We start from the raw sequence: 25,361 nt of genomic DNA, 5'->3' as shown, positions 1-25,361 counted from the left end.
ACCGACGCTGGTCGGCCGCGTAAGCCCACGACACACGACGCCCCGCCTGGTTCCAGGCGGGGCGTCGTCGGGTTCAGGCCCCGATGCGGTCGAGTTCCAGGGTGGCGATGAGCGCTTCGACGCAGGTGCGGATGTCGTCCCGGATCTCGCGCACCTCGTCGATCGACTGGCTCGACGGGCTGGGCAGATCCCAGTCCTCGTAGCGCTTGCCCGGGTAGATCGGGCAGGCGTCGCCGCAGCCCATCGACACGATGACATCGGCGGCCCGGGCGATCTCGTCGGTCCAGGGCTGGGGCAGGTACGACCCGATGTCGATCCCGACCTCGGCCATGGCGTCGACGACAGCAGGATTGAGTTCGACACCCGGATCGGTGCCGCCGGAGAACACGTCGACCCGATCGCCGACGAGGTGCCGCAGCCAGCCGGCGCCCATCTGGGATCGGCCGGCGTTGTGCACGCACAGGAACAGCACCGCCGGCTTGCCGAGCGTGCCGACCTCGAGACGAGCCAAGGCTCGCAGCCGGTCGCGCGTGAGCCGCTCGATGAGCAGTGGCAACCACATGGCGAACTTCGCCTTCGACTGCAGGAGCTCCTGCGAGTTCAGCATGTAGCGCTCGATCGTCTCGGCGTTGAAGGTGCCGTCGAACTCGCCGCGCAAGCGCTCGGCGGCTTGTCGGATGAGCATGATCTGTTCGGTCGTCAGCTCGAGGGGCGCCCGCTCGCTGTCGGGTGCTGGGTCATGGGTGGACATCGGTGACTCCTGTTCGTCGATGTTCAGGTGGCGACCGCACCGATGCGGTCGTCGAGTTGGGCGACCACGTCGTCGAACGCGGCGTCGGTGCCGCTGTCGACCGGGTCGGGCAATGACCAGTGCCACCAGTCGGCACCGGGTACGAGTTCTTCGTGGGCTCGGTCGCACACGGTCACGATGCGATCGGCGGTATCGGTCGGGGTGAGGAGGCGAGGCACGGCTGCGCTCAGGTCGAGCCCGACGCGCCGTCCTGCGGCGACGGCGCCCGGGTGCACCCGTTCGGCGGGATGCGTCCCGGCCGACGATGCTGCCTCTCCGGTGCGGGCGGTCCACATCGCCGCAGCGAGCTGCGAGCGAGCCGAGTTGTGGCTGCAGACGAACAAGACGGTTCCGGCCGACCGTGCGGTCGCGATGCCCAGTTCGGCGACCGGTTCGCGCACGAGGCGCACGTAGCGACGTCGCCGGTCACCCGACGACACGAAGCGCTCGATCAACCCGACGTTGGCGAGCACGTCGAGATGGTGCGCCAGCAGGTTGGTCGGGAGCGAGAACTGCTCGGCGAGTTCTTTGGGCGACCGGTCGGTCGTGGCGAGCTCGTCGACGATGGCCAACCGCACCGGTTCACCCAGTGCGGCGTACAACGCCGCCCGCTGTTCGAGAGGCTCCATATCATCATGCAATCACTCAATCTGAATTGAGTCAATATGGATAGAAAAGAATTCATCTTTCCGTGCGCGGGAACGCCTCACTGGGGCCGGGGCGTGGTGCTCGCAGCGGCGTGCCGCGTCAGGACACTTTGCCGGGCTCGGTCGCCGGGCGAGCCTTCGACTGCCACGGCCAGCGGCCTTCGAGTTCGACCACCAGCGACCAAGCAAGGAAGGTTCTCACGAGGACGAGCACGCCGAGCGCGCTCACGTTCTCGAGCGTCGGCTCGAGTGTCACCGTGCGGATGACGTCGGCAGCGATCAGCAGGTCGAGCCCGAGCAGCAATGCCCTGCCGATGTGCTGCTTCACGACCTCGACGGCTGCGGTCGCGCCCGAGCGGAACATCGTCCGGGTGCCTTGCACGAAGGCGACCACCACGGCGACCGCGATGACCGCGATGGCGACCGCTTCGATCCACTCCGAGACGTCTTCGGCGATCGCCCAATCACCGATCGTGAGCGCGAGCAGTGGTGGTCCCGTCATCGATCGGCCATCGTAGATCGTGAGGTGTGGCTCAGCGGACGACGACGAGGCGGTGCGAGTCGCTCCAGTCGACCGAGGCCGACAGTGGCGGGGCGAGCACGAGTTCGCCGGTCGAGCCGTCGCGCCAGCCGATCGCGAGCATGCCGTGTTCGCAGGCCCGATCGACGACGGCTCCCATCGTGACCGTGCCCGCCAAGCCGAGCGCTCCCCCGTCGACGATCACGAGATCGGGACGTGTCCGGTCGTAGAGCGAGAGCAACACGTCACGGCGCAGCGGCTCGATCGCGAGCTGGACGACGAACTTGCTGGCCAGCGCGTCGCTGATGACGAAGTCGTCGGTGCCGGTGAGGCTCGCTAGTTCGGCGCTGTCGGGGTCGAGCAACTCGACGACGAGACGCGGCCGTGCCGGCAGCGCGGCCAGACGGTGCGCAATACCGCCGGCGGTGAGGAGGGTGTCGGTGTCGACGTCGTTGGCCGACGAGCGTGGGGCTGGTCCGGCTCCCGCCCCGGCGAGTAAAACGACGACCCCGAGCGACCCGTCGCCCAGTCGATCGACCGCCTCGTCCGCCGTGGCGACGACTCGGATTCGGTCGTCGGCGCGTCGGTCGGCGAACCGAGCAGCCTCACTGTCGGCCGGAGCGATGAGGGTCAGCGTCGACGTCGGATCGGCGGTGCTGATCCACTCCGTGAGCATCAGAGCGCCGACCCGACTCCATCCGGCCACGACCACGTGGGCGGTGTCGCCGATCGTGTCGACAGCCGGATCGTGCCCGCTCCACGGCGATACCGGTCGGTCGCTCCGTCCGAGGTCGTCGTCCGCGCCGACCGACACGAGGCGGTCGTCGTCGCCCAGCGTCGCGTCGAACGACGGTGTCAGCTCGATCGCCCCGTCGGCGGCGATGCGACCGAGCGGACGTGACGTCTGCAGCCCGGCGACGAGCGACCCGAACGTGAGGCCGGCCGCTGCGCCGGGTGCGCTGATCCGGATCCCGACCTTCGGGGCGTCGATCAACTCGTCGACGACGGCGATCAGCCCGGGTTGACGGAGCGCGAACGCAGCGATGCGGGCGACGGCATCACGGCTCACGACGGGCTGCACCCGATGGCCGAGCGATTCGACGAGGCGGGTCGCCGTCTCGGCGTCGTCGACCTCGACGACCGTTGTCGCCGGGAGCACTCCCCCGCCCGTCGCCGCCACCGCGAGCGCGGTACGCACGGGCCGCACCGGGTCGGCTGCGTCGCCGAGCACGATCACGGAGCGAGCGACGTCGAGCCGGACGAGTTCGAGATCGCTCGGGCGGGTGGGATCACCCGAGCGGACCACGAGGCGGACGCCCTGCAGGTCGTCGACGATGCCGCGGCGTGCCGCATGGATGTCGGCGGGATCGGCGTCCGCCAGCACGACGATCACGGGCGGCCGGTCGGGCGCAGGGGCGTGGACGAGCTCGCGGATGACGAACGGCAGATGGTCGGCCGACCCGAGCACGACGACGTGGTCGCGCTCGATCACCACCGACCGGCCGCGGCGCATCCGGTCGACTCGGTCTTCGACACCGGCGGCGATCACACCGATCAAGGTGCCGGCGACCAGGATGCCGAAGATGGTGACGGCGAGCGCCAGGATGCGCCGCCCCCATCCGACGTCGCCCACCATCGTGCCGGGATCGATGACCCGCATCAGGGTCTGCCACAGGTCTTCGAGCCACGACGAGTCCTCGTCGCTCGTGTACGAGACCCCGAACACGGCGAGGAGCAACCCGCCGAGCAGGACGGTCAGGAACGTGACGACGCCGAGCCAGAGCAGCACGGCCCACGTGCCGCGCGCCAGCAGGTTGTCGAAGCGGTAGCGGAGTCGTTGCCGGAGACCGGGCGAGCCGTCGTCGCTCACCCGGACACCGTCGATGTGTCACGTCGGCCCATGCGGCTCATCATCCCACCCGGCGACCGGGCGGGCGTCCACGGCCGCACGCCGAGTCACTCGTCGCCGGCAGCCGCGGCGAGCTCTTCGAGGGCCTGCTCGACCTCGGCTTCGGCAGCCGTCACCGCGTCGTTCGCCGCTTCGATCGCGGCTTCCTGCACCAGCTCGGCGTCGACGAGCGCTTCGAGCGCTGCCGCGGCTGCCGTGTCGATGATGATGCCTGCGGCGATCAGGGCACGCACGGCTTCGACTGCCGCTGCCTGCTCGATGGCCTCGGCCTCGGCGACGGCGATCGCCGCGTCGAGCATGGCGGCACCGGCAATCGCGTCGGCGAGCTCGATCGCCGCCTCCGCCTCTGCCGCCGCGGTCACCTCGGCGCCGACCATGAAGGCGGCCTCGGGCGTGAGTAGACCCTGGGTGATCAGGGTGCCGCCGGTGGCCCGCAATGCCGCTTTGAGTTCGGTGGCCCAGGCGTGCTCGAACAGCAAGATGCCGATCGACTCGCCGACCGCGAGCTCGTCCGCCACCCGTTCGATCTCGGCACCGCCGATGCCCATCGGCGAACCGGTCGGCTCGCGGTCGGCGAGCTCGCGGAGGCGGTCGATGATGGCGCCGTACTCGGCGGCCTCGTCGTCGCCGAGATCGCTGATCTCGACGTCGGCGACCGTCTCCTCGTCGAGACGGGTCAGGAAGCGGAGGTCGATCACGCGGATCGTGCCGCGAGCGGCGAGCTCGTCGAGCTCGTCGATCACCTCGCCGGAGAAGTCGGCGTCGGGGCCGAAGCCGACCACGAGCAGGTGCAGGGGTCCGATGTCGTCGAAGGTCATGTCGTCGTTCCTCTCATCGGCCCTGGTGGGCCATCATGTCGATCACGACCGTGATCGCCAGCAACAGCGCGTCGTCCTGCCCGGGGGCGATCTCGACGCCGTAGGTGTCGCGCACCCGGAACCAGCGCCGCGACACCGTGGCGACCGTGGCACCGCCCTGCGAGATCGTGTACTCGTGGTTCACGATGTTGCCCTTGGTCGACATGTCGGCACCGCCGGGCACGTCGATCGTCCAGCGGTCGCGCAGCGGGGTGATCAGTGCGTTGTGCACCTTGGCCGCCGCCGACCCGTCGGCGCGCTCGATCGTCATCGAGTCGCGGATCCGGGCGATCTTCTCCTGGATCTTGTAGAGCTCACGCCCGTCGGGCGTCTCGAACTTGAGCGTCGAGCGGACACGGAGCACCTTGCCGTCGACCTTGAAGGCCCGGTTGCCCTGCTCGTCGGTGATGAAGAAGTCGTCGCCGAGCGCGAACATCCGCTGGCGCATCTGGTAGCGGTTCGCGGCCGGGCCGGCTCCGCCGCGGCGGCGGCCACCGCTCGCGGCACCGACCACGGCGCCGGTCGCTGCGGCTGCGGCGAGGGGTCGGCGAGCGACGGGCGCTGCGGCCCGCCGTCCGATTCGTCGTGGCATGTCTGGTCTCCTTCGGAGGTGTGAATCGAGTCGGGTGAGATCACTGACGGGCGACCGCGATGCGGTAGCGCTCCTCGGGATCGATGAAGTGGTCGTGGTCGTCGACGCCGACGTCGAGTTGCACCCAGTGGAGCTTGCCGTTGAGCTTGCTCGTCGCCGCCGTGTACGAGGGGCTGACGGTGGTACCCGACTCGTAGCCGATGTCGGTGGTCTCGTCGGCGGAGAAGATCATGGGCTGCGTCGCGTCGACCCGTCCGGCGCCGATCTGTTCGCCGTCGCAGTACAGCGTCACGTCGCCGCCCTTGGCCAGGCCGCCACCGTCGTAGGCGAACTCCATGCGCACCTGGTGCTTGCCGGTCGGCAGCACCGAGTCGGATCGGGTCGCGAACAGCTGGATGCCGAGCACGTTGTAGTCGAAGGCCAGCTTGCCCTCGTCGGCGAACACCGCCCAGCCGCCGAACTTGCCGCCCTGTGCGATGACGACGCCGCGCAGGCCGTCGTCGGGCACCTCGAGCTCGGCGGTGATCGAGAACGACTTGTTCTTGATGCTGACGACGCTGTTCTCCGACAGCCGACCCATGCCGGGGAAGAACAGCTGGGTGTTGCCGTGCACGAGTGTCGGACGCCCGGCGAGTTCGGGGTTCACGCGCTCGCCGCTGCGGTCGTCCATCGGGAGCACGTTGTACTTGACGGCTTCGATGAGCCAGAGGCGCTGCAGTTTGTGCAGTAGCTCGGGATGTTCGGCCACCAGGTCGTTGGCCTGGCTGAAGTCGCTGTTGCCGTCGTACAGCTCCCACACGTCGTCGTCGAAGTCGGGCAGCTGACCGCCGACGAGGATCCACGGCGTCTTGTGCTTGGTGACCGCGCTCCAGCCCTTGTGGTAGATGCCGCGGTTGCCGAACATCTCGAAGTACTGCAAGTCGTGACGCTCGTCGGCGTCGGCACCCTTGAAGGCGTAGAGCATGCTCGTGCCCTCGATCGGCGACTGCTGCACACCGTTGACGAACGTCGGCTGCGGCAGGCCGGCGGCTTCGAGCACGGTCGGGGCGACGTCGATCACGTGGGTGAACTGCTCGCGGAGGCCGCCCGGATCGTCGATCCCGTCCGGCCAGTGCACGATCGTGCCGTTGCGGGTGCCACCCCAGTGCGAGGCGACCTGCTTGGTCCACTGGAACGGGGTGTTCATCGCCCACGCCCAGCCGACCGAGAAGTGGTTGTACGAGTCGGGCGACCCGAACTCGTCCATCTTCGACAGCATGAACTCGGGCGTCTCGAGCGCCGCCATGCCGTTGAAGTTGGCCATCTCGTTGAAGGCCCCGTTCATGGTGCCCTCGGCGGAGGCGCCGTTGTCGCCGATGATGTAGTAGATCAGCGTGTTGTCGAGGATGCCGAGGTCGTCGATCGCGTCGATGACGCGGCCGACGTGATGGTCGGTGTGTTCGAGGAATCCGGCGTACACCTCCATCTGACGGGCGAGCACCGGCTTGAGCGCGTCGGGCATCTCGTCCCACGACGAGATCTCGTCGTGACGCTCGGTGAGGTCGGCGTCGGCGGGGATAACGCCCATCTCCTTCTGCTTCGCGAACGTGCGCTCGCGCTGCACGTCCCAGCCGTCGTCGAACTGGCCGGCGTACTTGTCGGCCCACTCCTTGGGCACGTGGTGCGGGGCGTGCGTGGCGCCCGGGGCGAAGTAGGTGAAGAACGGCCGGTTCGGCATCAGCGCCTTCTGCTGACGGATCCACGAGATCGCCTTGTCGGCGAGGTCTTCGGTGAGGTGGTAGCCCTCCTCCTCCGTCGCCGGCGGCTCGATCGGGGTGGTGCCCTCGTACAGCGCCGGGTCGTACTGGTTGTTCTCGCCGCCGATGAAGCCGTAGAAGTACTCGAAGCCGCCACCGGCCGACGGCCACGCATCGAACGGTCCCATGGGCGACGACTGCCAGACCGGCACCTCGTGGCACTTCCCGAACTGCGATGTCGAGTAGCCGTTCAGCTTCAGGGTGGTGGCGAGCGGCGCCTTGGTGTTCGGTCGCAGCGAGTTGTTGCCGGGCGCCGACGTCGCCGTCTCGGTGATCGACCCCATGCCGACGGAGTGGTGGTTGCGGCCGGTCAGCAGCGCCTGGCGGGTCGGGGCGCACAGCGCTGTGGTGTGGAAGCGGTTGAAGCGGAGGCCACCCTGGGCGAGGCGCTCGGCCGTCGGGGTGTGGCACGGGCCACCGAAGGCGCTCGACGCCCCGAAGCCGACGTCGTCGAGCAGGACGATGAGGACGTTGGGTGCCTCCGACGGAGGCAGGAGCGGCTCGATCGGCGGGTACGACGTGTCCGGATCCTTCGCGTCGTACGTCGTCAGGCCCGGGCGTGGCACGTCCGGGATCGGCAACGTGGCGCGTGCGTGGCGATCGGGTGCTCCGGTCATGGATGTCCTCCGTCGTCAGGACACAGCGACCCATCCGCCATGTCGTCGATCCCGACCGTACGACCGATCGAGTGGGTGGGTCATCACCCACATGGGACGATCCGCCTCACCCCCACCAGAACGCTGAAGGCGTGAACAAACTGCGGAACTATTCCGCAGTTTGTTCACGCCTTCGTCGGGTTTCGTCAGGTGTGGGAGAAGCCGGCGGGTGCTTCTTCGCGTGGTGGGTGCTGTTCGAGGTAGTCGACGGCTTCGCGGATGTCGTCGATCAGGTTCTCGGCGAGGTCGAGCCCGAAGCCTTCCCGGATGACGATCCGGAGCACGGCGACGTCGGTCGCGTCGGCGGGCATCGTGTACGCCGGCACCTGCCAACCGTTGCGGCGCAGCCGGTCGGAGATGTGGAACACGGTGTACGGGTGCTCGCCCTGCAGCCGGAACGCGAGCACGGGGATCGCGCTGCCGTCGCTGACCACGTCGAACACGTCCATGTCGCGCAGGGCCGCCGAGATGTGCAGTGCGGTCGCCCGCAAGCCCTCCATGATCTTGGTGTAGCCCTCGCGGCCGAGGCGCACGAAGTTGTAGTACTGGCCGACGATCTGGTTGCCGGGTCGCGAGAAGTTGAGCGTGAACGTCGGCATGTCGCCACCGAGGTAGTTCACGTGGAAGACGAGATCCTCGGGGAGGTCGTCGTTCGAGCGCCAGACCACGAACCCGATGCCCGGGTACGTGAGGCCGTACTTGTGGCCCGACACGTTGATCGACTTCACCTGTGGCAGGCGGAAGTCCCACCGGAGATCGGGGTGGAGGAAGGGGGCCACGAAGCCGCCGCTGGCAGCGTCGACGTGGATCGGGATGTCGAGGTCGTGTTCGGCGTTGTACGCCACGACCCGGTCGTGGATCTCCTCGATCGGCTCGAACTCACCGGTGTAGGTGGTGCCGAGGATCGGGATGACGCCGATCGTGTTCTCGTCGACCCGGGCCATCACGTCGTCCGGGTCGACGACGAAGCGGTTCTCGGTGACGGGCACGTAGCGAGCCTCGACGTCCCAGTACTTGCAGAACTTCTCCCACACGACCTGGACGTTGGATCCCAGGACCATGTTGGGTCGTGTGGCGTCGAGCCCGGCGGCCTCGCGACGCTGGCGCCAGCGCCATTTCATCGCGAGACCGCCGAGCATGACGGCTTCACTCGAGCCGATGGTCGAGACACCGACGGCGTCGCCGCCGCTCGGTGCGTTGAACAGATCGGCGACCATGTTCACGCAGCGCCGCTCGATTTCGGCGGTCTGCGGATACTCGTCCTTGTCGATCATGTTCTTGTCGAACGTCTCGGCCATGAGCAGCTCGGCTTGAGGATCCATCCACGTGGTCACGAACGTGGCCATGTTGAGCCGAGAGCTGCCGTCGAGCAGCAACTCGTCGTGGATCATCCGGTAGGTCGCCTCCGGTGACGACGAATCGTCGGGCATCCGGTGTTTCGGCACCGGTGACATGCCCAACCGCCCGGCGTAGGCCGGGGTGGAGACGCTGTCGTCGTCGGACTGGTGGACGTGGACCATCGTGGTGCTCCCGCGGCTGGATGGTGGATGGATCGGTTGTTCGGTTGGTGTCGGAAGTGTGTTCGCCTGCGCCGATCAGGCGAGCAGCTTGGCCTTCTGGGCCTCGAACTCTTCCGGCGACAGCACGCCGCTGTCGCGCAGTTCGGCGAGCTTGGCGAGTTCGGTGGCGGTGCCGCCGCCCGAGCCGGCCGCGTCCTGCACGTAGCTGCGGAACGCCGCTTCGTTCTGCTGCATCGTCTCGATGTCGCGCTTCCGCATGTCGTCACCGTTGGCGATGATGTAGACGAGCACGCCGAGGAACGGCAGGAAGATCACGAACAGCGACCACAGCGCCTTGCTCCAGCCGCCCATGCCGGAGCGGAAGATGTCCGCGAAGATGCGGAACAGCAGGAACAGCCAGGCGACCCACAGGAAGACCATGAGCATGGTCCAGAAGAGGCCGAGCAGCGGGTAGTCGTACGCGAGCATTGATGTCTCCTTGAGTGTTCGGTCGCGGCCATCCGACCGCGCACGGCGCTTACCTTAGGTCGCTCGACCGGGTGACGCCTCGTACACATCGGACGATTCGGTGCGATAACGGACGTGCTCGAAGCGCCTGCACGATCGGGCGAACCGGAAGCGTTCTCGGCGGACGCCGGGCTGACTACAGTGCGGGCGTCGGCCGACGATGCCGACGGCATCGAATGAGAGTGGGAACGTCGACGGCAGGGAGCGCAGTTCGGGACCGCGGACGGTTCGCGCCCCCGCAGCCGCTCGCCGGCGAGATCGAACGCCACCGCCTCGACACCGTCTACGAGGAGGCTCGTGGCCGGGTGCTCGTCCTCGCTGCACCGACCGGCTACGGGAAGAGCACGCTCGCTGCCCGCTGGACCCGTTCCGATCGACGGTCCGTCCGATGGCTCGACCTCGAGCCGGTCGACGACGACCCGGTCGCCTTGATGCGCTCGATCGGCGCCGCCCTCGACGGTCTCGACGGTCTCGGCGAGTCGCCGCTCGACGATGGTCTGCTCCACGAGTCGTTCGACGTCATGCTCGATGCGATCGACGAACCGTTCGTGCTGGTCATCGACGATGTCGACCACCTCCGGAGTCCCGCCGCCGCTGCCGTCGTCCAGCGCGTCGCGCGTGCGATCGGCGGCGAGTCGACGCTGCTGCTCGCCGGTCGCGACCTCGAGGAGGGTCTGGCGACTGCGCTGCGTCTCGCCCCCGGCACCATCGAGCTCGCGTCGGACCGGCTTGCGTTCAGCGACGCCGAGACAACGGCGCTGATGAACGCCCGCCTCCCGGCCACCGACGTCGGGTCGTTCGCCACCACGATCTCGAGGTACGAGGGCTGGCCTGCCGGACTCGCACTCGCGATCGCCAATCGAGGCGGCGCCACCTTCGACTCCCCTGCCGGCTCGGACGAGCCCGTCGTGTCGGTCTGGCTCGAACAGCTCGATCCCGACGATCGGGCTTTGCTGGCGGAACTCGCCTGCCTCGGTCGCTTCCACCCCGACATGTGTGGGGACGTCCTCGGCCGAACCGGCTGCCGATCCGACCTCCGTCGCCTCCGACGCCGCCAGTTCGTGGTCGACGCACTCGACGAACGCGGCGAGTGGTTCCGGCTCCACCACCTCGTCGCGGACTGGCTCTCACGGGAGCTCCGGAGTGAACAGCCGGAGCGGTGGGCCGAGCTCCATCGCCTCGCCGCCGACTGGTGGGAGCGGGAGGGCGACGTCGACCTGGTCTTCGAGTTCGCCCACACGATGGGCGACGTCGACCGCTGCGTCGGCATCATTGCCGAGCACGGCGGCTCGTTCGTCGCCGACGGCCGACACCGCACCGTGCAGCGTTGGTTCGAGACCCTCGGCGACGACGCCGTTCGGGCCAGGCCAGAACTGTGCGCGACGGCGGCCGTCATCGAAACGCAGTTGGGCGACTTCCCGTCGGCGTTGCGCTGGACCCGTGCCCTCGCTCACACCAACGGACGGACCCGCCTTCCCGACGATCTCCGCCTGCAGACCGACGTGCTGTCGGCAGCGTTCGAACTCCAGCCGACCACCGAGCTCAGGCCGCCACTCGAAGCCGCCGTTCGCGAGCTTCCGGGCGGGGCGTGGCGATCGTTTGGTTGTTGGGCGCTCGGCGCCTTCCGATACCTGCACGGCGACACCGCCGAAGCGCTGGCGATCCTCGACGACGGTGCGTTCGAAGCACAGGTCGCCGGTGTCCACCGACTCCAGGCCAACAATGCCGGCATGAAGGCGACGATCGAATTCCTCGAGGGCTCACCGACGGCATCGACGAACGCCGTCGCCGCCTACCGGCGCCTCGAACGGTCGGTACCCGACATCACGCCGCCGTCGGCCAACCTCGTCTCGATGGTGGCGCTCGACGAGGCCCGCTCCGGCCGGCGCGACGGCGCCACGGCCATGATCGACCGGTGCCTCCATCTGCTCGACGGCTTCGGACCGGTGTCGGCGTGGTATCAGGCGTACACCCTCGTCATCCTGGCCACCGCCTCGCTGCACATCGGCGACGCCAAGGCGGCGCGCCGCCACCTCGACCGCGCCGAGACACTGTTGCGACCCGAGGACACACCGCACGGGCTGACGCCACACGTCGACGACCTCCGAACCCGGGTCACCGCTGCCGAACAGCTCGGCCTCGACCCGGCCTGGACCCTCACGACCGCCGAGCTCAACGTGCTCCAGTACTTGCCGACGAACCTCAGCCTCGGCGACATCGCCTCGGAGCTGTTCGTGTCGCGCAACACGGTCAAGTCGCACACGGCGTCGATCTACCGCAAGCTCGGCACAACGTCGCGCGCCGAGACGGTCGACGCTGCCCGAGCAGCCGGCATGTTGTCGCCACTCCCCTGAGCGAGCGACCGAGACGCCGACCGTTCACGGAGCCAGCAGCAGCTCCTCCATCAAACCGAGTTCGTCGTAGTAGCACCGGACCGAACGAACCCGTTCGCCGTCGAACTCACAGACCAGCACACCCGACGACTCGACGGCGCGGTGCGACGGTTCGACGAGCACGTCGTCGTCGACGAACCCGGCGCGGTCGAAGATGCCCTGCAGTCGCCACTCGGTGAACGCGATCCGTTCGGCGGCCATCTGCCGAGTGATCCGCACCTCGATCCGACGCAACGCGTCGTCCCGGTCACGCAACGCACTGATGAGCGCCTCTCGTCCGCAGCGATGGAACGACGGGCTCCACACCTCGACGTCCTCGGTGAACACGGCGACCAGCTCGTGGTGCGACGCGTCGACCGTCTCGACATCGCCGAGCACGGTCCGCGTCACGAAGCGTGCGAGCGCGGCGGTCCGTTCACATCCGACCGGGATGACGTCGTCGGGTGCCGGCGCCGTCGGGACCGGCGACGTCGACGGTCTCGGCTCGGCGGCGCCCGACCGCCCGCTGCGCAACGGCAGTGGCCGGTCGAACGGTCCGAGGAGCGGCATGTCGGCTACGCCTCCGTCGGCTCGTTCTGTCGGCCGCTCGACTCCCAGCTGTTCTTGAGCGGCTTGTAGAGGAGGCCGAGCATGGCCGTCGTGACGATCACGGACACCACGATCGACAGCAACGGCTTGTCCTGGATCACCGAGGCGACCAGGTAGCTGAACACGCAGGTGTACGACGCCCAGAGCGTGCCGCCGATCACGTCCCACAGCAGGAAGCTGCGGTACGGATACCGGGTGAGGCCCATGGTGGCGCCGAGCATGAACCGGAGGCCGGGCACGAAGCGGCCGAACACGATCAGCAATGGCGCCGTCTGGCTCATGACCTCCATCGACCGGGCGATCTTGTCGTTGCGCTGAGCCCGTTCGACCTTGTCCTCCATGAAGCGGCGGAGCACGGTTCGTGAAAGCCAGTAGAGGAGCGAGTCGCCGATCGCGGCGCCGACCGAGCCGGCGAGGACGAGGCGCCACAGTTCGATGTCGGAGCCGTCCTGTGCGGCGAGGTTCGACGCCGTGGTGAGCAGCGATTCGCTCGGGAAGATCGGGATGATCGCGTCGAGCACCACGAAGCCACCGATGATGAGGTAGGGGTACTCGACGTTCTGGAAGTCGATCGCCGACAGCGCCGTGGCGATCGTCGGCGCGACCCAGATGAGGGCGAGGATGCCGAGCGCCCCACCGAGCAGGATCGGATAGCCCGGCAGCTGGAAGCGGCGTTCGCCGGAAGCTGAGTCGTCGGTCGTCGTCATGGCAGCAGTCTCGGCGAGTCGGACCCCCCGATCGCGGATCGTTCCCTCGCCCCGACGCAGACGCTACGGAACCCGCCACCTCCCGTGATCACCCAACCTGGATGATTCCGTCGGTTGATGTCAGACATCATCCGACAGCCCACGACGCGCCAGAGCGCGAACCCGGTCGGATGATGTCTGACATCAACCGACCGATGGGGTCTGACCTCATCCGACATCCGACCATCCGGGGCGTGGTCGGCTCCGAAGTACACACATGTCCCCCGACGCCCCGATCGCACCGAGCGACACCACCGACGACGACCAGGAACACCACGACGAGGCCGCCACGACCGGCGTGCCGTGGGTCATGGGCATCGTCGCCGGTCTGATCGCTGCCCTGGTCGGTCTGGGCGTGGCCGAACTCGTTGCCGGCATGTCGGCATCGCTCCAATCGCCGGTGCTCGACGTCGGCGACCGGGTCGTCGACAGCGTCCCCAACTCGATCAAGGAACTGGCGATCGACTGGTTCGGCACGAACGACAAGATCGCTCTCCTCGTCGGCATTGCCGCCATCCTCGCCGTGTACGCCGCCGTGCTCGGTGTGATCGCCCAGACCCGTCGGTGGCCGTTCGCGATCGTCGGGATCGCCCTGTTCGGCGTCGTCGGTGCGTACGCGTCGCAGTCGACCCGGCGAGACGTGCCCTGGTACGGCATCGTGCCGAGCATCGTCGGCGCCGTCGCTGCCGGCGTCGTGCTGTGGATGCTCCGAGTGCACCGCCACGACGACGAACCGGCGAACGACGACCGCTCCGACGACCGCCGCTCGTTCCTCCTCGCCGCCGGCGGCTTCGGCCTGCTGGCCGTGTTCACGGGCAGCGTCGGCCGCTGGCTGAACGGACGCAACAGCGTGAGTGGCCAGCGCAACGAGCTCGGGGTGCCGATCGCCCGTGACCCGCTCCCCGACGCACCCGACGCCGTCCGCATCGGTGTCGACGGCGTCGAGCCCTTCTACACGCCGAACAGCGACTTCTACCGGATCGACACCGCTCTCACCGTGCCGCAGGTGTCGGTCGACGGCTGGACACTGCGCATCACCGGCATGGTCGACGAGGAGATCGAACTGACCTACGACGAGCTGCTGGAACGCGAGATCGTCGAGGCCGACATCACGCTGTCGTGCGTCTCGAACGAGATCGGCGGCAACCTGCTCGGCAACGCCCGCTGGACCGGCGTCCGTCTCGACGATCTCCTGGCCGAGGCCGGGATCGCTGCCGACGCCGACCAGATCGTCGGCCGCTCGGTCGATGGCTACACGTGCGGCTTCCCCACCGCGGCGCTCGACGGTCGCAACGCTCTCGTCGCCGTCGCCATGAACGGCGAACCGCTCCCCCTCGAGCACGGCTATCCGGCACGCCTGATCGTGCCCGGCCTGTACGGCTACGTCTCCGCCACCAAGTGGCTGGAAGAGATCGAACTCACCCGCTTCGACGCCTTCGACCAGTACTGGGTCGAGCGTGGCTGGGTCGAGGACGCACCCATCAAGACACAGAGTCGCATCGACACGCCTCGCGGTCTCCAGACCGTGCAGGCCGGCACCGTGCCGATCGCCGGCGCCGCCTGGGCACAGACCCGCGGCATCGAGCGTGTCGAGATCCAGATCGACGACGGCGAGTGGGTCGAGGCCCGACTCGCCGACCCGTTGAACGACGTCACCTGGCGTCAGTGGTCGTACGCCTGGGAGGCCACTCCCGGTCGTCACGACATCCGGGTTCGCGCAACCGACGGAACTGGGGCAATCCAGACCGACGAGCGCACCGAACCCTTCCCGAGTGGCGCAACCGGCCGACACCAGATCGTGGTGATGGTCGAGTGAGCCACCGGGAAACAATCCCAACCAACACCGAAAGGACCACCGTGAACACCTCACACACTCCCCGACGCAGCCGTAGCCGGCTCGCCATCGCAACGATTGCCGGGCTCTCGCTCGTCGCCGCTGCGTGTGGTGACGACGGCGACGACGACGCCACTCCCGCCACCGAGGCGCCGAGCGAAGACAGCATGGCTCCGGAGACCACCATGGCTCCCGAGACGACCATGGCCGACGACATGGACGACATGGACGACGGCGACATGGAAGCCGACACGATGGGCGCCTTCGGACCGGCGTGTTCCACGGTTCCCGCCGACGGTGAAGGCAGCTTCGCCGGCATGGCCGACGACCCCGCCGCCACCGCCGCCAGCAACAACCCCGCCCTGTCGACCCTCGTCACCGCCGTCGGCGAAGCCGGCCTCGTCGACACCCTGAACAGCGAGGGTCCGTTCACGATCTTCGCGCCGGTCAACGACGCCTTCGCAGCGATCCCCGCCGACCAGCTCGACGCCGTGCTCGCCGACCAGGAACTCCTGACGAGCATCCTCACCTACCACGTCGTGGCCGGTCAGTCGTTGAAGGCCGCCGACCTCGCCGATGCCGGTGAGCTCGAGACCGTCAACGGTGAGACCATCACCTTCGGCGCCGAGGGCACGACCGTCAACGACGCCAGCGTCGTCTGCTCGGACGTCCCGACCGCCAACGCCACCGTCCACCTCATCGATGCGGTCCTGATGCCGCCGATGGGCGACATGGACGAGGGCGACATGGAGTCGGACGAGATGGACGAGGAGTCCATGGACGACATGGACGACGCCATGATGGGCGCTTCGGGCCCGGCCTGCTCGGCCGTCCCGACCGACGGTGAGGGCAGCTTCGCCGGCATGGCCGACGACCCGGCCGCCACCGCCGCCAGCAACAACCCGGTCCTGTCGACGCTCGTCACCGCCGTGAGCGAAGCCGGTCTCGTCGACACCCTGAACAGCGAAGGTCCGTTCACGATCTTCGCCCCCACCAACGACGCCTTCGCTGCGATCCCCGCCGACCAGCTCGACGCCGTTCTCGCCGATCAGGACCTGCTCACCAGCGTCCTCACCTACCACGTCGTGGCCGGTGAGATGCTGAGCTCGCAGGATCTGCTCGACGCCGGCACCGTCACCACCGTCAACGGTGGCGACCTCACCATCGAGATGGACGGCGACGCCGTGCTCGTGAACGACAGCGCTGCCGTGGTCTGCATGGACGTGCCGACCGCCAACGCCACCGTCCACATCATCGACGGCGTTCTCCTCCCCGGCTGATCTTCTCCCCCTTCCAGCCGTAGGAAACCAGCGGTGCCGACCGGAGCAATCCGGTCGGCACCGCCGCGTCTACGCCAGCACCCGGGTCGGGTGTCGTAGGGAACGACGACGGAGTCGGCGTTTCCGAAGATCACCCGACTCCGGGACCGGTGCGCTCACCCCGCACCCGACCCCGCACTACTCCCGCTCGAGCTTCGCCAACCGCCGCTGCACCGTCACGCACAGCGCCACCACCGGCGTCGACAGCGCGGCCCCGAGCAACCCGAGCGTTGCTCCTCCGGCGATCGTCGACCCGAAGATGACGATCGGGTGCAGTGACAGCCGCCCTTCCGACATCTTCGTCTGCACGATCGTCTGCACGACGTTCTGCGCGACCAGGATCACGAGCAGCATGATCAAGGCGTCTTCGAATCCGCCGGACCCGAGCGCGATCAGCACGGCGAAGGCGCCGGAGAACAGTGCCCCCAGGTACGGGATGTAGGCGGTGAGCATCGTCACCATCGCAATGGTGAACGCCAACGGCACACCGAGGATCGCGGCGGTCAACCCGACCATCACCGCCACGACCACACTCGCGACGGTGAGGGCGGCGAAGTACTGCCGCATCGACCAGGTGGCGTCGTCGACGATGCCTCGCCCGACCTCGGACGACACGCCGAGGTGGTCGCCGACCCAGTTCGCCAGGCGATTCCAGTCGGCGAGGATGAAGTAGAGCATGAACACCCCGACGAACGATCCGGCCAAGAACGCCGTCGCCGTCGAGAAGACGGTGCCGGCAAGACCGACCACGCCGGAGATCGCGAAGTCCCACACGTCTGCCAGTCCGTCGACGAGCTGACCGGATCCACCGACTTCGAGGTCGAGCTCTTCGGCCCACTCGATCAGCTGGTCGGATCCGGCTTCGAGCTGGGCAGCGATCTCGTCCGCCTGCCCGACGACGCCGGCGACCGACACGGCGATCGCGGCGACCGCCACCCCGACGAGTGCGGTCAGTACGATCGCCGCGGCCAACGCACGCGGCATGTACCGATCGAGGAAGTCGACGCTCGGGACGAACAGCATCCCGACCACCACGGCGACCACGAGGGGAACCACCAGCCCGGACACCGCACCGATCGCCCCGGCCAGGATCGCCGCCGCAGCAGCGATGCCGACGAACCACCAGCTCCGCAGCCCCCACGTGCGCAACTTCAGGTCACGGCGCTCGACCCGCAGCCGTTGCCGCTCCACCGAATCGTCCGACACCTCACTCATCGCCCCAGATCCTCGCGCACCGCGCAACGCCCCCAGGCGCTCCGGATCCACCGGGTCGGGTGTCGGAGGGGACGACTCGCCCCCGGGGCAACGCGTTCACGGAGATCACCCGACCCGGGTCGGGTGCGCGAACGACGAACGCCTACCGCAGGTCGATCCCCAAGACCGCCGCCAGATCGTCGATCGCCTGGTCGGCGCCGACGACCTTGATCGTCGTCATTCCCATCGCCTTCGCCGGCTTCAGGTTGATGCCGAGGTCGTCGAGGAACACGACCTCCCCCGGCTCCACACCGGCCATCTCGCACGCCTGCACGTAGAACGACTCCTCCGGCTTGCGCACGCCGACCTTGCTCGACTCGACGACGTGGTCGAAGCGCGCCATCACGTCGGCAACGTCGGGACGCGGTTCGGCCCGGACGTTGTTCGTGAGGCAGGCCGTGATGTAGCCGGCCTCGATCACCCGGTCGAGGGCGGTCACCATCTCGGGTCGGACGTCGCCGCTGAGCAGCGCCAGGATGTCTCGCCCGGGCACTTCGTGTCCGAGCGCCTTCGACTCGGCGGCGAACGCGGCGTCGAACTCGTCGGGCGAGGTCTCCTGCCGTTCGATGCGCGCCCAGGCGTTGGTGTCGGGATCGACGGTGTTGACCGACCGGATGAAGTCGTGCGGGAGCCCGTGCTCGTGTTCGTACCGGTTGAAGGCCTCGAACGGGCTGGTGAGGATCACTCCTCCGAAGTCCCAGAACACGGCGCGGATGGGGGTGGTCTCGGTCACCCGGTCATGTCTAGCCGTCGCGTCGGGCCGTGCCGAAGGCCGGCCTACAGCGCGATCGGTCCGCCGGTGCCGCCGCGGACGGGCGGCGCCGACCAGGTGCGGTCGCCGGGTTCGAGCCCGACGGCGGCGTATGCGTCGAGCAGCCATCCGGCCTCGGCGTCGCCGAACGCGTAGCCGACGAGGTCGACGTGGGCACGCCGGAACTGCTCACCGTGTCCGGCGCCGACTCCGGCGAGGACGTGTGCGAGTTCGTGCAGCAGGGTGGCCGGCGTCATCTGCGGTGCGGCGAGCCGTACGACGGCTGCTGCACTCCCCCGCTGCCGGGTCGACGACGACGAGGCATCGCGGCGGGCCTTGACCACCTCCGTCGCACCGCACGGCCACCACGTCGCCGCGGTGACGAGACGGGCCAGGTCGAGCAAATCGTCGAAGGGCACCACCGTCTCGTACGACGTCCCTTCGAACGCTGCGATCTCGGCCGCGTAGACCGCCTCCCGCCCGACGTCGGCGCCGCTCATGCCCCTCGACCGAGGGCTCGCAGCCCGACGACTCGCGGCCGGCCGAGGTCGGCGCTGCTCGCGGCTTCCATCCCGGCGACGAATCCTTGGGGCGTCGCCGCCTTCGGACGGCGTGCGGCGACGACTCGCCCGAACTGCTGGCGGGCGTACTCCTCGACCCGCCGTTCGCGTGCCCGCAGTGCCGGCAGCGCGGCGGATGCCGGGTGCAGCCGGTCGGTCGCCTCACGCATCGTTGCGTCGAGCATGATGCGGATCTGGTCGGCGTAGCCGAACAGGAACGACCGCCGCCACTGCTGCGTGGCCGCCGCCGTGGCCCGACGTTCACGGCCCATGCGGGAGCTCGCCTGGCTGTGGAGCGAGTGGTAGAGCAGGCCGACGGCCTCGAGGTCGGAGCGGAACCCGGCGACGAACGCCACCGTGCCGGTCTGTCGCGCCTGGAACACCACCTGGCAGGCGTGCGCGTCGGCGACGACCTGCAACAGCGCCAACCGGCCACGCACGTAGGCTCCGCGGCCCAACTCGTACTCGTCGACCCGCATCTCGCCCGACGTCGGCGCACTGAGCTGTTCGGGGCGGATGCGGTGCTCGGCGATGAGCTCGGCGGCTTTGCGACTGAACGCGTCGGCCTCGTTCGGGTTGCTCGTGCCCTCGGCCATGGCGAGGAGCTTGCGGACCTTGTCGATCAAGGCATCGGGACTCGGTGAGGTGGCGGCGCTCATGTGAACCCATCATGCCGCAGGGGTGTCACATCGTTCCGGACCACCCGTTCATGTCGGTCTCCGTCACTCGATGCCGGACTGAGCGCGACATGAACGATGCGGGGCTCGGCTCGCTAGGCTGCCGTGCCACACACGCGGATGTAGTTCAACGGCTAGAACCTCAGCCTTCCAAGCTGATGATGAGGGTTCGATTCCCTTCATCCGCTCCACGCGAAATCCCTGGTCGGGGCGCAAATCCTGACCAGGTGATCGTAACGCCGATGGGTCCGACGGGCCGTCGTGCCTTCACGTGCCTACCGAGTTTGCACCGAGCACGAGGAGCCTTCCATGGCCCGAGCCCGTTCGTTCGGCAGCATCCGCCAGCTGCCCAGCGGCCGCTACCAGCGCGCAGTACGTCCAGGACGTCGAGCCGGGCGCGCTCGTGTTCACGTCACTGCGGGGGGGCGGGCCACTGCCGAACACCTAGTTCGCCCCGCAGTGGTCGAAAACCCGCGATGCGGTCGGTCTCAGTCACGTCCGCTTCCACAACCTCCGCCACCTCGCCGGCACCGAGGCTGCGACGGCAGGAGCGTCGCTCCGAGAGGTGATGTCGATCATGGGCCACGCCTCGAGCGCGGCCAGCCTCCGGTACCTCAAGACCGCCGAACACCGAAGCCGCGAGATCGCCGATGCGATCGGCCGACGGATGGAGAGCTGACTCACTGCTGCGACGCGCGTCGCGCTTGCTCGAGTCGCCGCTCGAACTCCTCCTCATACCGGCGCCGCACGAGTTCCCGGTGCGGATCCTGAAGCCGCCCGATCCGCCTCGCCTCGTTCTCGCGCTCCCACTCGGCGAGATGCTCGACCAGCCACACGATGCCAGCCGGGTCGTGCGAGCGCATCCTGCCCAGTGCGTGCTCGTACTTCCGACTGAGCATCCACCGGCTCAGCACGAGGTCGTCGTAACGCTCCTCGAGATCGACCAGCTCGCGACGCAGTGCACCGATGGTCGCCTCACAGTCCTTGTGGTCCGCGACCGACTCGGGAGCAACGACGGACGCCCGCAGTTGGCTCGCTGAGGCGACCGGCGAGACGACCGCCACGGACGCCTTGCCAGACCGCCGGTCGGCGTCGTGAGTGTCCTTCTCGGCTCGCCGCGAGGCCGCCTCCCGCTCGGCTCGCTGCGCGGCGCGACTCGCCCGCATCCGTTCGGCGTCTGATGCCCACTTCCGCGCACGTCCAGGCTTCCGCTTCTCCTCCCCCATCTGACGCTCTTCTCACTCGGGAACCAATCAGACTCGAGTTCCCGATTCCCGGAAACCCTCCTGAATGCGCTTTCCGAGTTCCCGGAAACACTCGCAGCGACCGCTCCTGGTTCCCGGAGACCCTCCCGGATCGTGATCAGAGGAGGAGTTTCGTCCTACCAGTTCCTTCAGTCCGCTCACGCCCCCTGCCCAGACGCGTCGTCTGCCTCCCGACATTGCGCCCGTTCGCATCGTCCGTCGGAACCGAGGCCGTGCCAACTCCGTTGAGGTCTCGCCCCGTCTGCGATTCCATGCTGGCCATAATCTGACGAGATCACCCCAGTGGCGTGCGCCACAATCAGCGCATGAGGCAAGACCCGATCGATCCCGAGCTGCTCGACCACCTTGCGGTCGAGTTCGGTGGCCACGGGGAGCGCGCGGTCGGATTCCTGCAGACCGCCCACGCCCTTCTGAGCGGCGACTCGACGGAGTCGCTGCCACGTCTGCCCGAAGCGATCACGTACTGCCTACGCGAGGCAATGAAGACCATCCCTGCGTCCCAACCCGTCGGCGGCGGAGGCCTATGGCGATCAGCTTCGCGTGCGGTCACCGATGCCCGCCGCCGCTACGAACTCGTACGTGGCTTGCCCGGTGAGGATGCAGAAGGCGCCCTAGACGACCTCCTCGCGGCGATCGGCGATCTTGACCTCGTTCACTCTCAGGAGGGCATTCACGAACGTCGCCTAATTGCGGTCATGGTGAACCGCACGGGTGCGTTACCGGTTGCGTCGGGCACCGCACCGATCCAGGAGTATCAGGACCTGCTAGGTGAACTCGACGAGGCGCTGCATGGCGATTCGTCGATGGACCGTGCTCGGGAACTCTGGGGTGGTTGCGCAGCAATACTCCGGCAGTTGTTCCTCCCTCCGGAAGTGAGGCACCTTGAGTTGGAGTCGCTCGCCGCGGTCGAGTCACCCTCGGCGGACGACGTCCACCGTCTACTCCCATTGATTGCTGGGCCGAACCACCTACGGCACTTCCTCAGCAGGATCGCGACCCCGCAGTGGCTCTACGCCCTCATCGATACCGGCATCCTCGATCCGCCCGCCGACGGCGAGCCGTGGCCGGTGTTCGCTGCCGTGGACCGAGTGGCGCCCGATCACGGTCCACTCGTTGGGTCATGGCTCGACGCCATGTACGACCGTCATCCCACCGACGCCGGTAGAGCGTGGTTCGTGGCTCGAGCTGCTGCGGACGTGGGTCCCGATGCGGCGGCTGTTCTGCTGCGAGCGCTTGTTGACCACGGGTCGGTGTCGGGGATCGCAACGATCGGACCATTCGCCATCGAGGAGTTCGAGCCAGAGTCGCCACTCGTCGAACAGCTCGCCGATGTGCTTCTGAACGACGCACCCTGGCACGCGGCGTACCACGTCGACCCCGTTGTCGAACGGCTCGTCGACGGCACGGCGAAGTCGAACGCTTCACGCCGTATCCAGCTGCTCTCATGGAAGTTGCGGTCGGCAGCCTCATCCGAAGAAGGCCATGCGAGGTGGTTCAGCTTCGAGCGAGCCGGATCGGTTGCGGACTGGGCGGACGATCATCGGGATGACCGCTTCTCCAGTCTTCTCGAGGCTCTCGTCGACGTCATCCGGCGAGCTCGCGAATGGGTGTCGACCGACGAGATTCTCGCAATCATCGACTCGTTGCCGATCGAGGTCCGTGGTCGCCTTCGGGCGTGGGTGCTCTCCACATCGCCCGACACCACTCTCGACGTTCTGATCGAAGAGCTGTCGGTCGCTATCAGCCACCGGGACCCGACTGGGGATGACCTCCCGATCGTGGATCGGGTCGTCGCCGAAGCGGCGACTCGAGAGTACACGGAACCTTGGCTCGCTGCCCTCGGGCCTGCCCCCACGGTCGTTGAAGTCGCGCAGCGATTGCCCTCGCACGAGCTGACGGAGGAATGGCTTCGCGCCTACCACTGGACTGGACTCCTACCTGAGGAAGCGATCGGTTCTTGGGCACAGCCAGCCGCCGTGATCGCCGGCGCGTTTGGTCGACCCGTACGGGCGACGCTGGAGAAGCGGAGTCGCGTCGTGGGGGGAACCGGGCGAAGCCCGATCTCATTGGAGGAGTTGGCGGCCCTTCCCGTGTCGGAAGCCGTTCGCAGGGTCGCCGAATGGCGTCCGGACGGTTCGGAGTGGCTTGTGAGCGCGCGAGAGCTGGCTCGCACGCTCGAGGCATTGGTCAAGGCCGATTCCACGGCTTGGATCGCTTCCCCGGTTCAGATCGCGACGGAGCTACGCCAGCCCACGTACATCCACCACTACCTCCGCAGCGTTGCACAAGCAATCGAGGACGGCGCGCGCCCCCCGATCGCAGAGATTCTCGACGTCATCGGCCTAGTGCGCGCACACCCCTGGGTAATCGAACCGCTGGGCCGAGACGACTTCGACTACGACCATGACTGGAGCGGCGCCGAACAGGCTGCAGTCGATGTCCTCAAGGGGATGGCCGACAAGGACCTCGGCTTCGGCGGGCGTGACGACGAGGTGTGGCAAGTCCTCGCCGCTGAGGCTCGCAATCGTGGCGCTCCATCGGCGATCGTCAGTGAGGCGCGTGACCCGCTCGACTATGCAATCAACCGTCGCTGCACCCGAGCGCTCGAGGTAGTTCTCTCGTTCATGGCCCACGAGTTCCGGATCACTGGAACAGCGAGACAGGCGGCATTCGACCTGCTCGAGGAGGCGCTGCGTCTCGAGGGATCAGACGGTGCCGAACACCGAGCAATCATCGCAACCCGATTGGGCTTCCTCCGCCACATCGCACCGCAGTGGGTCGATGACGCCGCTGATCTGATGTTCGGCGACGACGCCCCGCCGGACCTTGCCCAGGTCACGGCCGACGTTGCCATCAAATGGGGGCGCCCCAACCGGTGGCTGTTCGAGCGATACCGCCCGCTCCTCCTCGATGCGGTCTCTCGCAACGTTGACAACGCTCTCGACCACCTCATGATCGCCATGCTGTGGACGGTCACCGGATACAGCGTGGAGGAGAACATCGCCTTCCTACGCCAGACGCCAGCGCTGCTATCCGATGCTGGCGAGGGCCTGGGGCGGCTGTTGCGGCATGACGATGCTGAAGAAGCACTGGTCGCAACGGCCGTGAGCTTCTGGGATGCCGCAAACTCAACGGCAGATCCTGATGCCCTCCCCGGCTTCGGGTGGTTCGCTGAGGTCGGCCAACTCGACACTGACTTGTGGGCCAGCCGAACGATGACCACGCTTGATGTAACGAGTGGTCGCATCGACTGGTCGCACAAGGTGGCGGAGCGAGCGGCATCGCTTCAACCTTCCACGACGACGCTCGCGATCATGAACGGCCTTATCCGAGGGCCGTCCGATGAGTGGGACAAGCGCAGGAACGTCGAGCGAGCCGTCGAGCTGATCCGAGCGGCTGACGAGCTCAGTGAGACGCCGGAGTACGCCCGCCTGCGCACGACCCTGCTTGAGCGGGGCGCGCTGTAATCACGACCTCCCGCGATGAACCCGCGAGCGGGACGTCTGCTGCGTGCATCGCCGGTAGCCACCCTCCACCCATCAGACGAGTCGCCCCAACGAGTTTCAGAACGGGTGCAGCACCTGCGGTGCATATGTGTATCGACCGAAGCATTCGTCGGAGTTCTGATACCCCCAGCGTCGGACTCCGGCGACATGAGACGCGCAGGACGAGGCACGGCATGAGGAGCGCGCTTGTGCACCATCGACAACTCCGGACGAACGGGCGACGACGCAGGAGACCGCGGGAGCGGCGGCGTCTCTCCCTACACCTGGACCGCAGCATCGCGACCTAAATGGAGGCCACCAGCGCGTTGGCAATGTCGCCAGCGATCGCGCCCGCGGTTGCTGAGGTCATCCCTTCGCGGGCATCAAGCCGCCATCGAGCGAGTATCCCCTTCGCTGTATCCGTGATCGTGCCAGCCGTCACGAACTGGCATGCGGGAAACGGCCTCGATTGGTGCAGCCGATACTGCGACCCGAGCCGCAACTCCGCAGCGAGGCCAACCAGATCACGAGCGGCGCCGGGCCCCTGGGCATCCTCATTCTTGCATTCGAGCGCGCCGCGCACGCGTGTCCAACGGGGAGTTCCGGACTGCCTCCCACGCTTCAGCACAGCGATGTCCAAGTCGTGTGTCCAGCCGCTCTTGCCTACTACAGTGACCGATGGAACCAGCCACGCC

At 67.8% G+C, this 25,361-nt stretch carries 19 protein-coding genes, 1 tRNA gene and 3 pseudogenes; 7 read left to right on the top strand and 16 right to left on the bottom strand.

Translation table 11 applies throughout. The features are described from left to right. Positions 1-73: 73 nt before the first annotated feature. The 9 genes from BDK89_RS07310 to BDK89_RS07270 form a co-directional block, all read right to left on the bottom strand. Complete coding sequence (locus BDK89_RS07310) at positions 74-751, bottom strand: arsenate reductase ArsC (RefSeq protein WP_133868314.1); 678 nt, start codon at positions 749-751, stop codon at positions 74-76. 23 nt (positions 752-774) lie between these two features. Further along, positions 775-1,419 carry an arsenate reductase/protein-tyrosine-phosphatase family protein gene (locus BDK89_RS07305; RefSeq protein WP_133868313.1) on the bottom strand — a complete coding sequence of 215 codons (645 nt, stop codon included), beginning with the start codon at positions 1,417-1,419 and terminating at the stop codon, positions 775-777. Between the two features lie 118 nt (positions 1,420-1,537). Further along, complete coding sequence (locus tag BDK89_RS07300) at positions 1,538-1,939, bottom strand: DUF1622 domain-containing protein (RefSeq protein ID WP_133868312.1); 402 nt, start codon at positions 1,937-1,939, stop codon at positions 1,538-1,540. A gap of 31 nt (positions 1,940-1,970) precedes the next feature. Then, positions 1,971-3,827 (bottom strand): CASTOR/POLLUX-related putative ion channel, encoded by a 1,857-nt coding sequence (locus tag BDK89_RS07295; RefSeq protein ID WP_133868311.1) that lies wholly within the window; start codon positions 3,825-3,827, stop codon positions 1,971-1,973. Between the two features lie 86 nt (positions 3,828-3,913). After that, complete coding sequence (locus tag BDK89_RS07290) at positions 3,914-4,684, bottom strand: hypothetical protein (protein WP_133868310.1); 771 nt, start codon at positions 4,682-4,684, stop codon at positions 3,914-3,916. 13 nt (positions 4,685-4,697) lie between these two features. Further along, positions 4,698-5,315 carry an LURP-one-related/scramblase family protein gene (locus BDK89_RS07285; RefSeq protein WP_208293999.1) on the bottom strand — a complete coding sequence of 206 codons (618 nt, stop codon included), beginning with the start codon at positions 5,313-5,315 and terminating at the stop codon, positions 4,698-4,700. A gap of 40 nt (positions 5,316-5,355) precedes the next feature. Next, positions 5,356-7,728 carry an arylsulfatase gene (locus tag BDK89_RS07280; protein WP_133868309.1) on the bottom strand — a complete coding sequence of 791 codons (2,373 nt, stop codon included), beginning with the start codon at positions 7,726-7,728 and terminating at the stop codon, positions 5,356-5,358. A 185-nt stretch (positions 7,729-7,913) separates the two neighbouring features. After that, positions 7,914-9,287, bottom strand: a complete 1,374-nt coding sequence (gene gad / locus BDK89_RS07275) for a glutamate decarboxylase (RefSeq protein WP_133868308.1) — start codon at positions 9,285-9,287, stop codon at positions 7,914-7,916. Positions 9,288-9,362: 75 nt separating this feature from the next. Further along, positions 9,363-9,755 carry an SHOCT domain-containing protein gene (locus BDK89_RS07270; protein WP_133868307.1) on the bottom strand — a complete coding sequence of 131 codons (393 nt, stop codon included), beginning with the start codon at positions 9,753-9,755 and terminating at the stop codon, positions 9,363-9,365. 215 nt (positions 9,756-9,970) lie between these two features. Between BDK89_RS07270 and BDK89_RS07265 the strand changes: the two genes are divergently transcribed. Next, complete coding sequence (locus BDK89_RS07265) at positions 9,971-12,148, top strand: LuxR family transcriptional regulator (RefSeq protein WP_133868306.1); 2,178 nt, start codon at positions 9,971-9,973, stop codon at positions 12,146-12,148. Positions 12,149-12,172: 24 nt separating this feature from the next. On the opposite strand, the gene BDK89_RS07260 is transcribed toward BDK89_RS07265, so the two are convergent. Further along, positions 12,173-12,736, bottom strand: a complete 564-nt coding sequence (locus tag BDK89_RS07260; RefSeq protein WP_133868305.1) for a nuclear transport factor 2 family protein — start codon at positions 12,734-12,736, stop codon at positions 12,173-12,175. A 5-nt stretch (positions 12,737-12,741) separates the two neighbouring features. Further along, positions 12,742-13,482 (bottom strand): DedA family protein, encoded by a 741-nt coding sequence (locus BDK89_RS07255; protein ID WP_133868304.1) that lies wholly within the window; start codon positions 13,480-13,482, stop codon positions 12,742-12,744. A gap of 256 nt (positions 13,483-13,738) precedes the next feature. Between BDK89_RS07255 and BDK89_RS07250 the strand changes: the two genes are divergently transcribed. From BDK89_RS07250 to BDK89_RS22765, 3 genes and pseudogenes are all read left to right on the top strand, one after another. Next, a complete protein-coding gene (locus BDK89_RS07250; protein ID WP_208293998.1) occupies positions 13,739-15,337 on the top strand; it encodes a molybdopterin-dependent oxidoreductase in 1,599 nt (532 codons plus the stop codon). A 41-nt stretch (positions 15,338-15,378) separates the two neighbouring features. Next, a pseudogene (locus BDK89_RS22770) lies at positions 15,379-16,074 on the top strand (fasciclin domain-containing protein); the annotation flags it as partial. 93 nt (positions 16,075-16,167) lie between these two features. Continuing rightward, positions 16,168-16,635: pseudogene (locus tag BDK89_RS22765) on the top strand (fasciclin domain-containing protein); the annotation flags it as partial. Positions 16,636-16,812: 177 nt separating this feature from the next. Here BDK89_RS22765 and BDK89_RS07240 read toward each other — a convergent pair. The 4 genes from BDK89_RS07240 to BDK89_RS07225 all read right to left on the bottom strand — a co-directional run bounded on the left by BDK89_RS07240 (position 16,813) and on the right by BDK89_RS07225 (position 19,898). Then, entirely contained in the window at positions 16,813-17,889 is a 1,077-nt protein-coding gene (locus BDK89_RS07240) for an AI-2E family transporter (RefSeq protein ID WP_133868303.1), read from the bottom strand. Between the two features lie 142 nt (positions 17,890-18,031). Continuing rightward, positions 18,032-18,661, bottom strand: coding sequence for an HAD-IA family hydrolase (locus tag BDK89_RS07235; protein ID WP_243839118.1), 630 nt, complete (start codon positions 18,659-18,661; stop codon positions 18,032-18,034). A 44-nt stretch (positions 18,662-18,705) separates the two neighbouring features. Further along, positions 18,706-19,179 (bottom strand): hypothetical protein, encoded by a 474-nt coding sequence (locus BDK89_RS07230; RefSeq protein ID WP_133868301.1) that lies wholly within the window; start codon positions 19,177-19,179, stop codon positions 18,706-18,708. Next, positions 19,176-19,898 carry a DUF2786 domain-containing protein gene (locus BDK89_RS07225; RefSeq protein ID WP_133868300.1) on the bottom strand — a complete coding sequence of 241 codons (723 nt, stop codon included), beginning with the start codon at positions 19,896-19,898 and terminating at the stop codon, positions 19,176-19,178. The genes BDK89_RS07230 and BDK89_RS07225 overlap by 4 nt, the downstream gene beginning before the upstream one ends. A 134-nt stretch (positions 19,899-20,032) precedes the next feature. On the opposite strand from BDK89_RS07225, the gene BDK89_RS07220 reads away from it, so the two are divergent. Together BDK89_RS07220 and BDK89_RS22560 are read left to right on the top strand one after the other, a co-directional pair. Further along, a tRNA-Gly gene (locus BDK89_RS07220) sits at positions 20,033-20,107 on the top strand. 281 nt (positions 20,108-20,388) lie between these two features. After that, positions 20,389-20,595: pseudogene (locus BDK89_RS22560) on the top strand (tyrosine-type recombinase/integrase); the annotation flags it as partial. 1 nt (position 20,596) lies between these two features. On the opposite strand, the gene BDK89_RS07210 reads toward BDK89_RS22560, so the two are convergent. Beyond that, entirely contained in the window at positions 20,597-21,082 is a 486-nt protein-coding gene (locus BDK89_RS07210) for a hypothetical protein (protein ID WP_133868298.1), read from the bottom strand. Between the two features lie 404 nt (positions 21,083-21,486). Between BDK89_RS07210 and BDK89_RS07205 the strand changes: the two genes are divergently transcribed. Then, on the top strand, positions 21,487-24,648 hold the full coding sequence (locus BDK89_RS07205; protein ID WP_133868297.1) for a DEAD/DEAH box helicase: 3,162 nt from the start codon (positions 21,487-21,489) through the stop codon (positions 24,646-24,648). Positions 24,649-25,361: the final 713 nt, after the last annotated feature.

The sequence above is a fragment of the Ilumatobacter fluminis genome, from assembly GCF_004364865.1.
GTDB lineage: Bacteria > Actinomycetota > Acidimicrobiia > Acidimicrobiales > Ilumatobacteraceae > Ilumatobacter > Ilumatobacter fluminis.
This window is presented reverse-complemented; position numbering and strand designations above follow the sequence as displayed.

Bases quoted from the DNA above. Each gene is read 5' to 3' on its own strand.
- BDK89_RS07250 (WP_208293998.1), top strand. From the start codon at position 13,739: ATGTCCCCCGACGCCCCGATCGCACCGAGCGACACCACCGACGACGAC.
- BDK89_RS07305 (WP_133868313.1), bottom strand. From the start codon at position 1,419: ATGGAGCCTCTCGAACAGCGGGCGGCGTTGTACGCCGCACTGGGTGAA.
- BDK89_RS07270 (WP_133868307.1), bottom strand. From the start codon at position 9,755: ATGCTCGCGTACGACTACCCGCTGCTCGGCCTCTTCTGGACCATGCTC.
- BDK89_RS07310 (WP_133868314.1), bottom strand. From the start codon at position 751: ATGTCCACCCATGACCCAGCACCCGACAGCGAGCGGGCGCCCCTCGAG.
- gad (WP_133868308.1), bottom strand. From the start codon at position 9,287: ATGGTCCACGTCCACCAGTCCGACGACGACAGCGTCTCCACCCCGGCC.
- BDK89_RS07205 (WP_133868297.1), top strand. From the start codon at position 21,487: ATGAGGCAAGACCCGATCGATCCCGAGCTGCTCGACCACCTTGCGGTC.
- BDK89_RS07225 (WP_133868300.1), bottom strand. From the start codon at position 19,898: ATGAGCGCCGCCACCTCACCGAGTCCCGATGCCTTGATCGACAAGGTC.
- BDK89_RS07210 (WP_133868298.1), bottom strand. From the start codon at position 21,082: ATGCGGGCGAGTCGCGCCGCGCAGCGAGCCGAGCGGGAGGCGGCCTCG.
- BDK89_RS07290 (WP_133868310.1), bottom strand. From the start codon at position 4,684: ATGACCTTCGACGACATCGGACCCCTGCACCTGCTCGTGGTCGGCTTC.
- BDK89_RS07255 (WP_133868304.1), bottom strand. From the start codon at position 13,482: ATGACGACGACCGACGACTCAGCTTCCGGCGAACGCCGCTTCCAGCTG.
- BDK89_RS07300 (WP_133868312.1), bottom strand. From the start codon at position 1,939: ATGACGGGACCACCACTGCTCGCGCTCACGATCGGTGATTGGGCGATC.
- BDK89_RS07280 (WP_133868309.1), bottom strand. From the start codon at position 7,728: ATGACCGGAGCACCCGATCGCCACGCACGCGCCACGTTGCCGATCCCG.
- BDK89_RS07265 (WP_133868306.1), top strand. From the start codon at position 9,971: ATGAGAGTGGGAACGTCGACGGCAGGGAGCGCAGTTCGGGACCGCGGA.
- BDK89_RS07240 (WP_133868303.1), bottom strand. From the start codon at position 17,889: ATGAGTGAGGTGTCGGACGATTCGGTGGAGCGGCAACGGCTGCGGGTC.
- BDK89_RS07260 (WP_133868305.1), bottom strand. From the start codon at position 12,736: ATGCCGCTCCTCGGACCGTTCGACCGGCCACTGCCGTTGCGCAGCGGG.
- BDK89_RS07230 (WP_133868301.1), bottom strand. From the start codon at position 19,179: ATGAGCGGCGCCGACGTCGGGCGGGAGGCGGTCTACGCGGCCGAGATC.
- BDK89_RS07285 (WP_208293999.1), bottom strand. From the start codon at position 5,315: ATGCCACGACGAATCGGACGGCGGGCCGCAGCGCCCGTCGCTCGCCGA.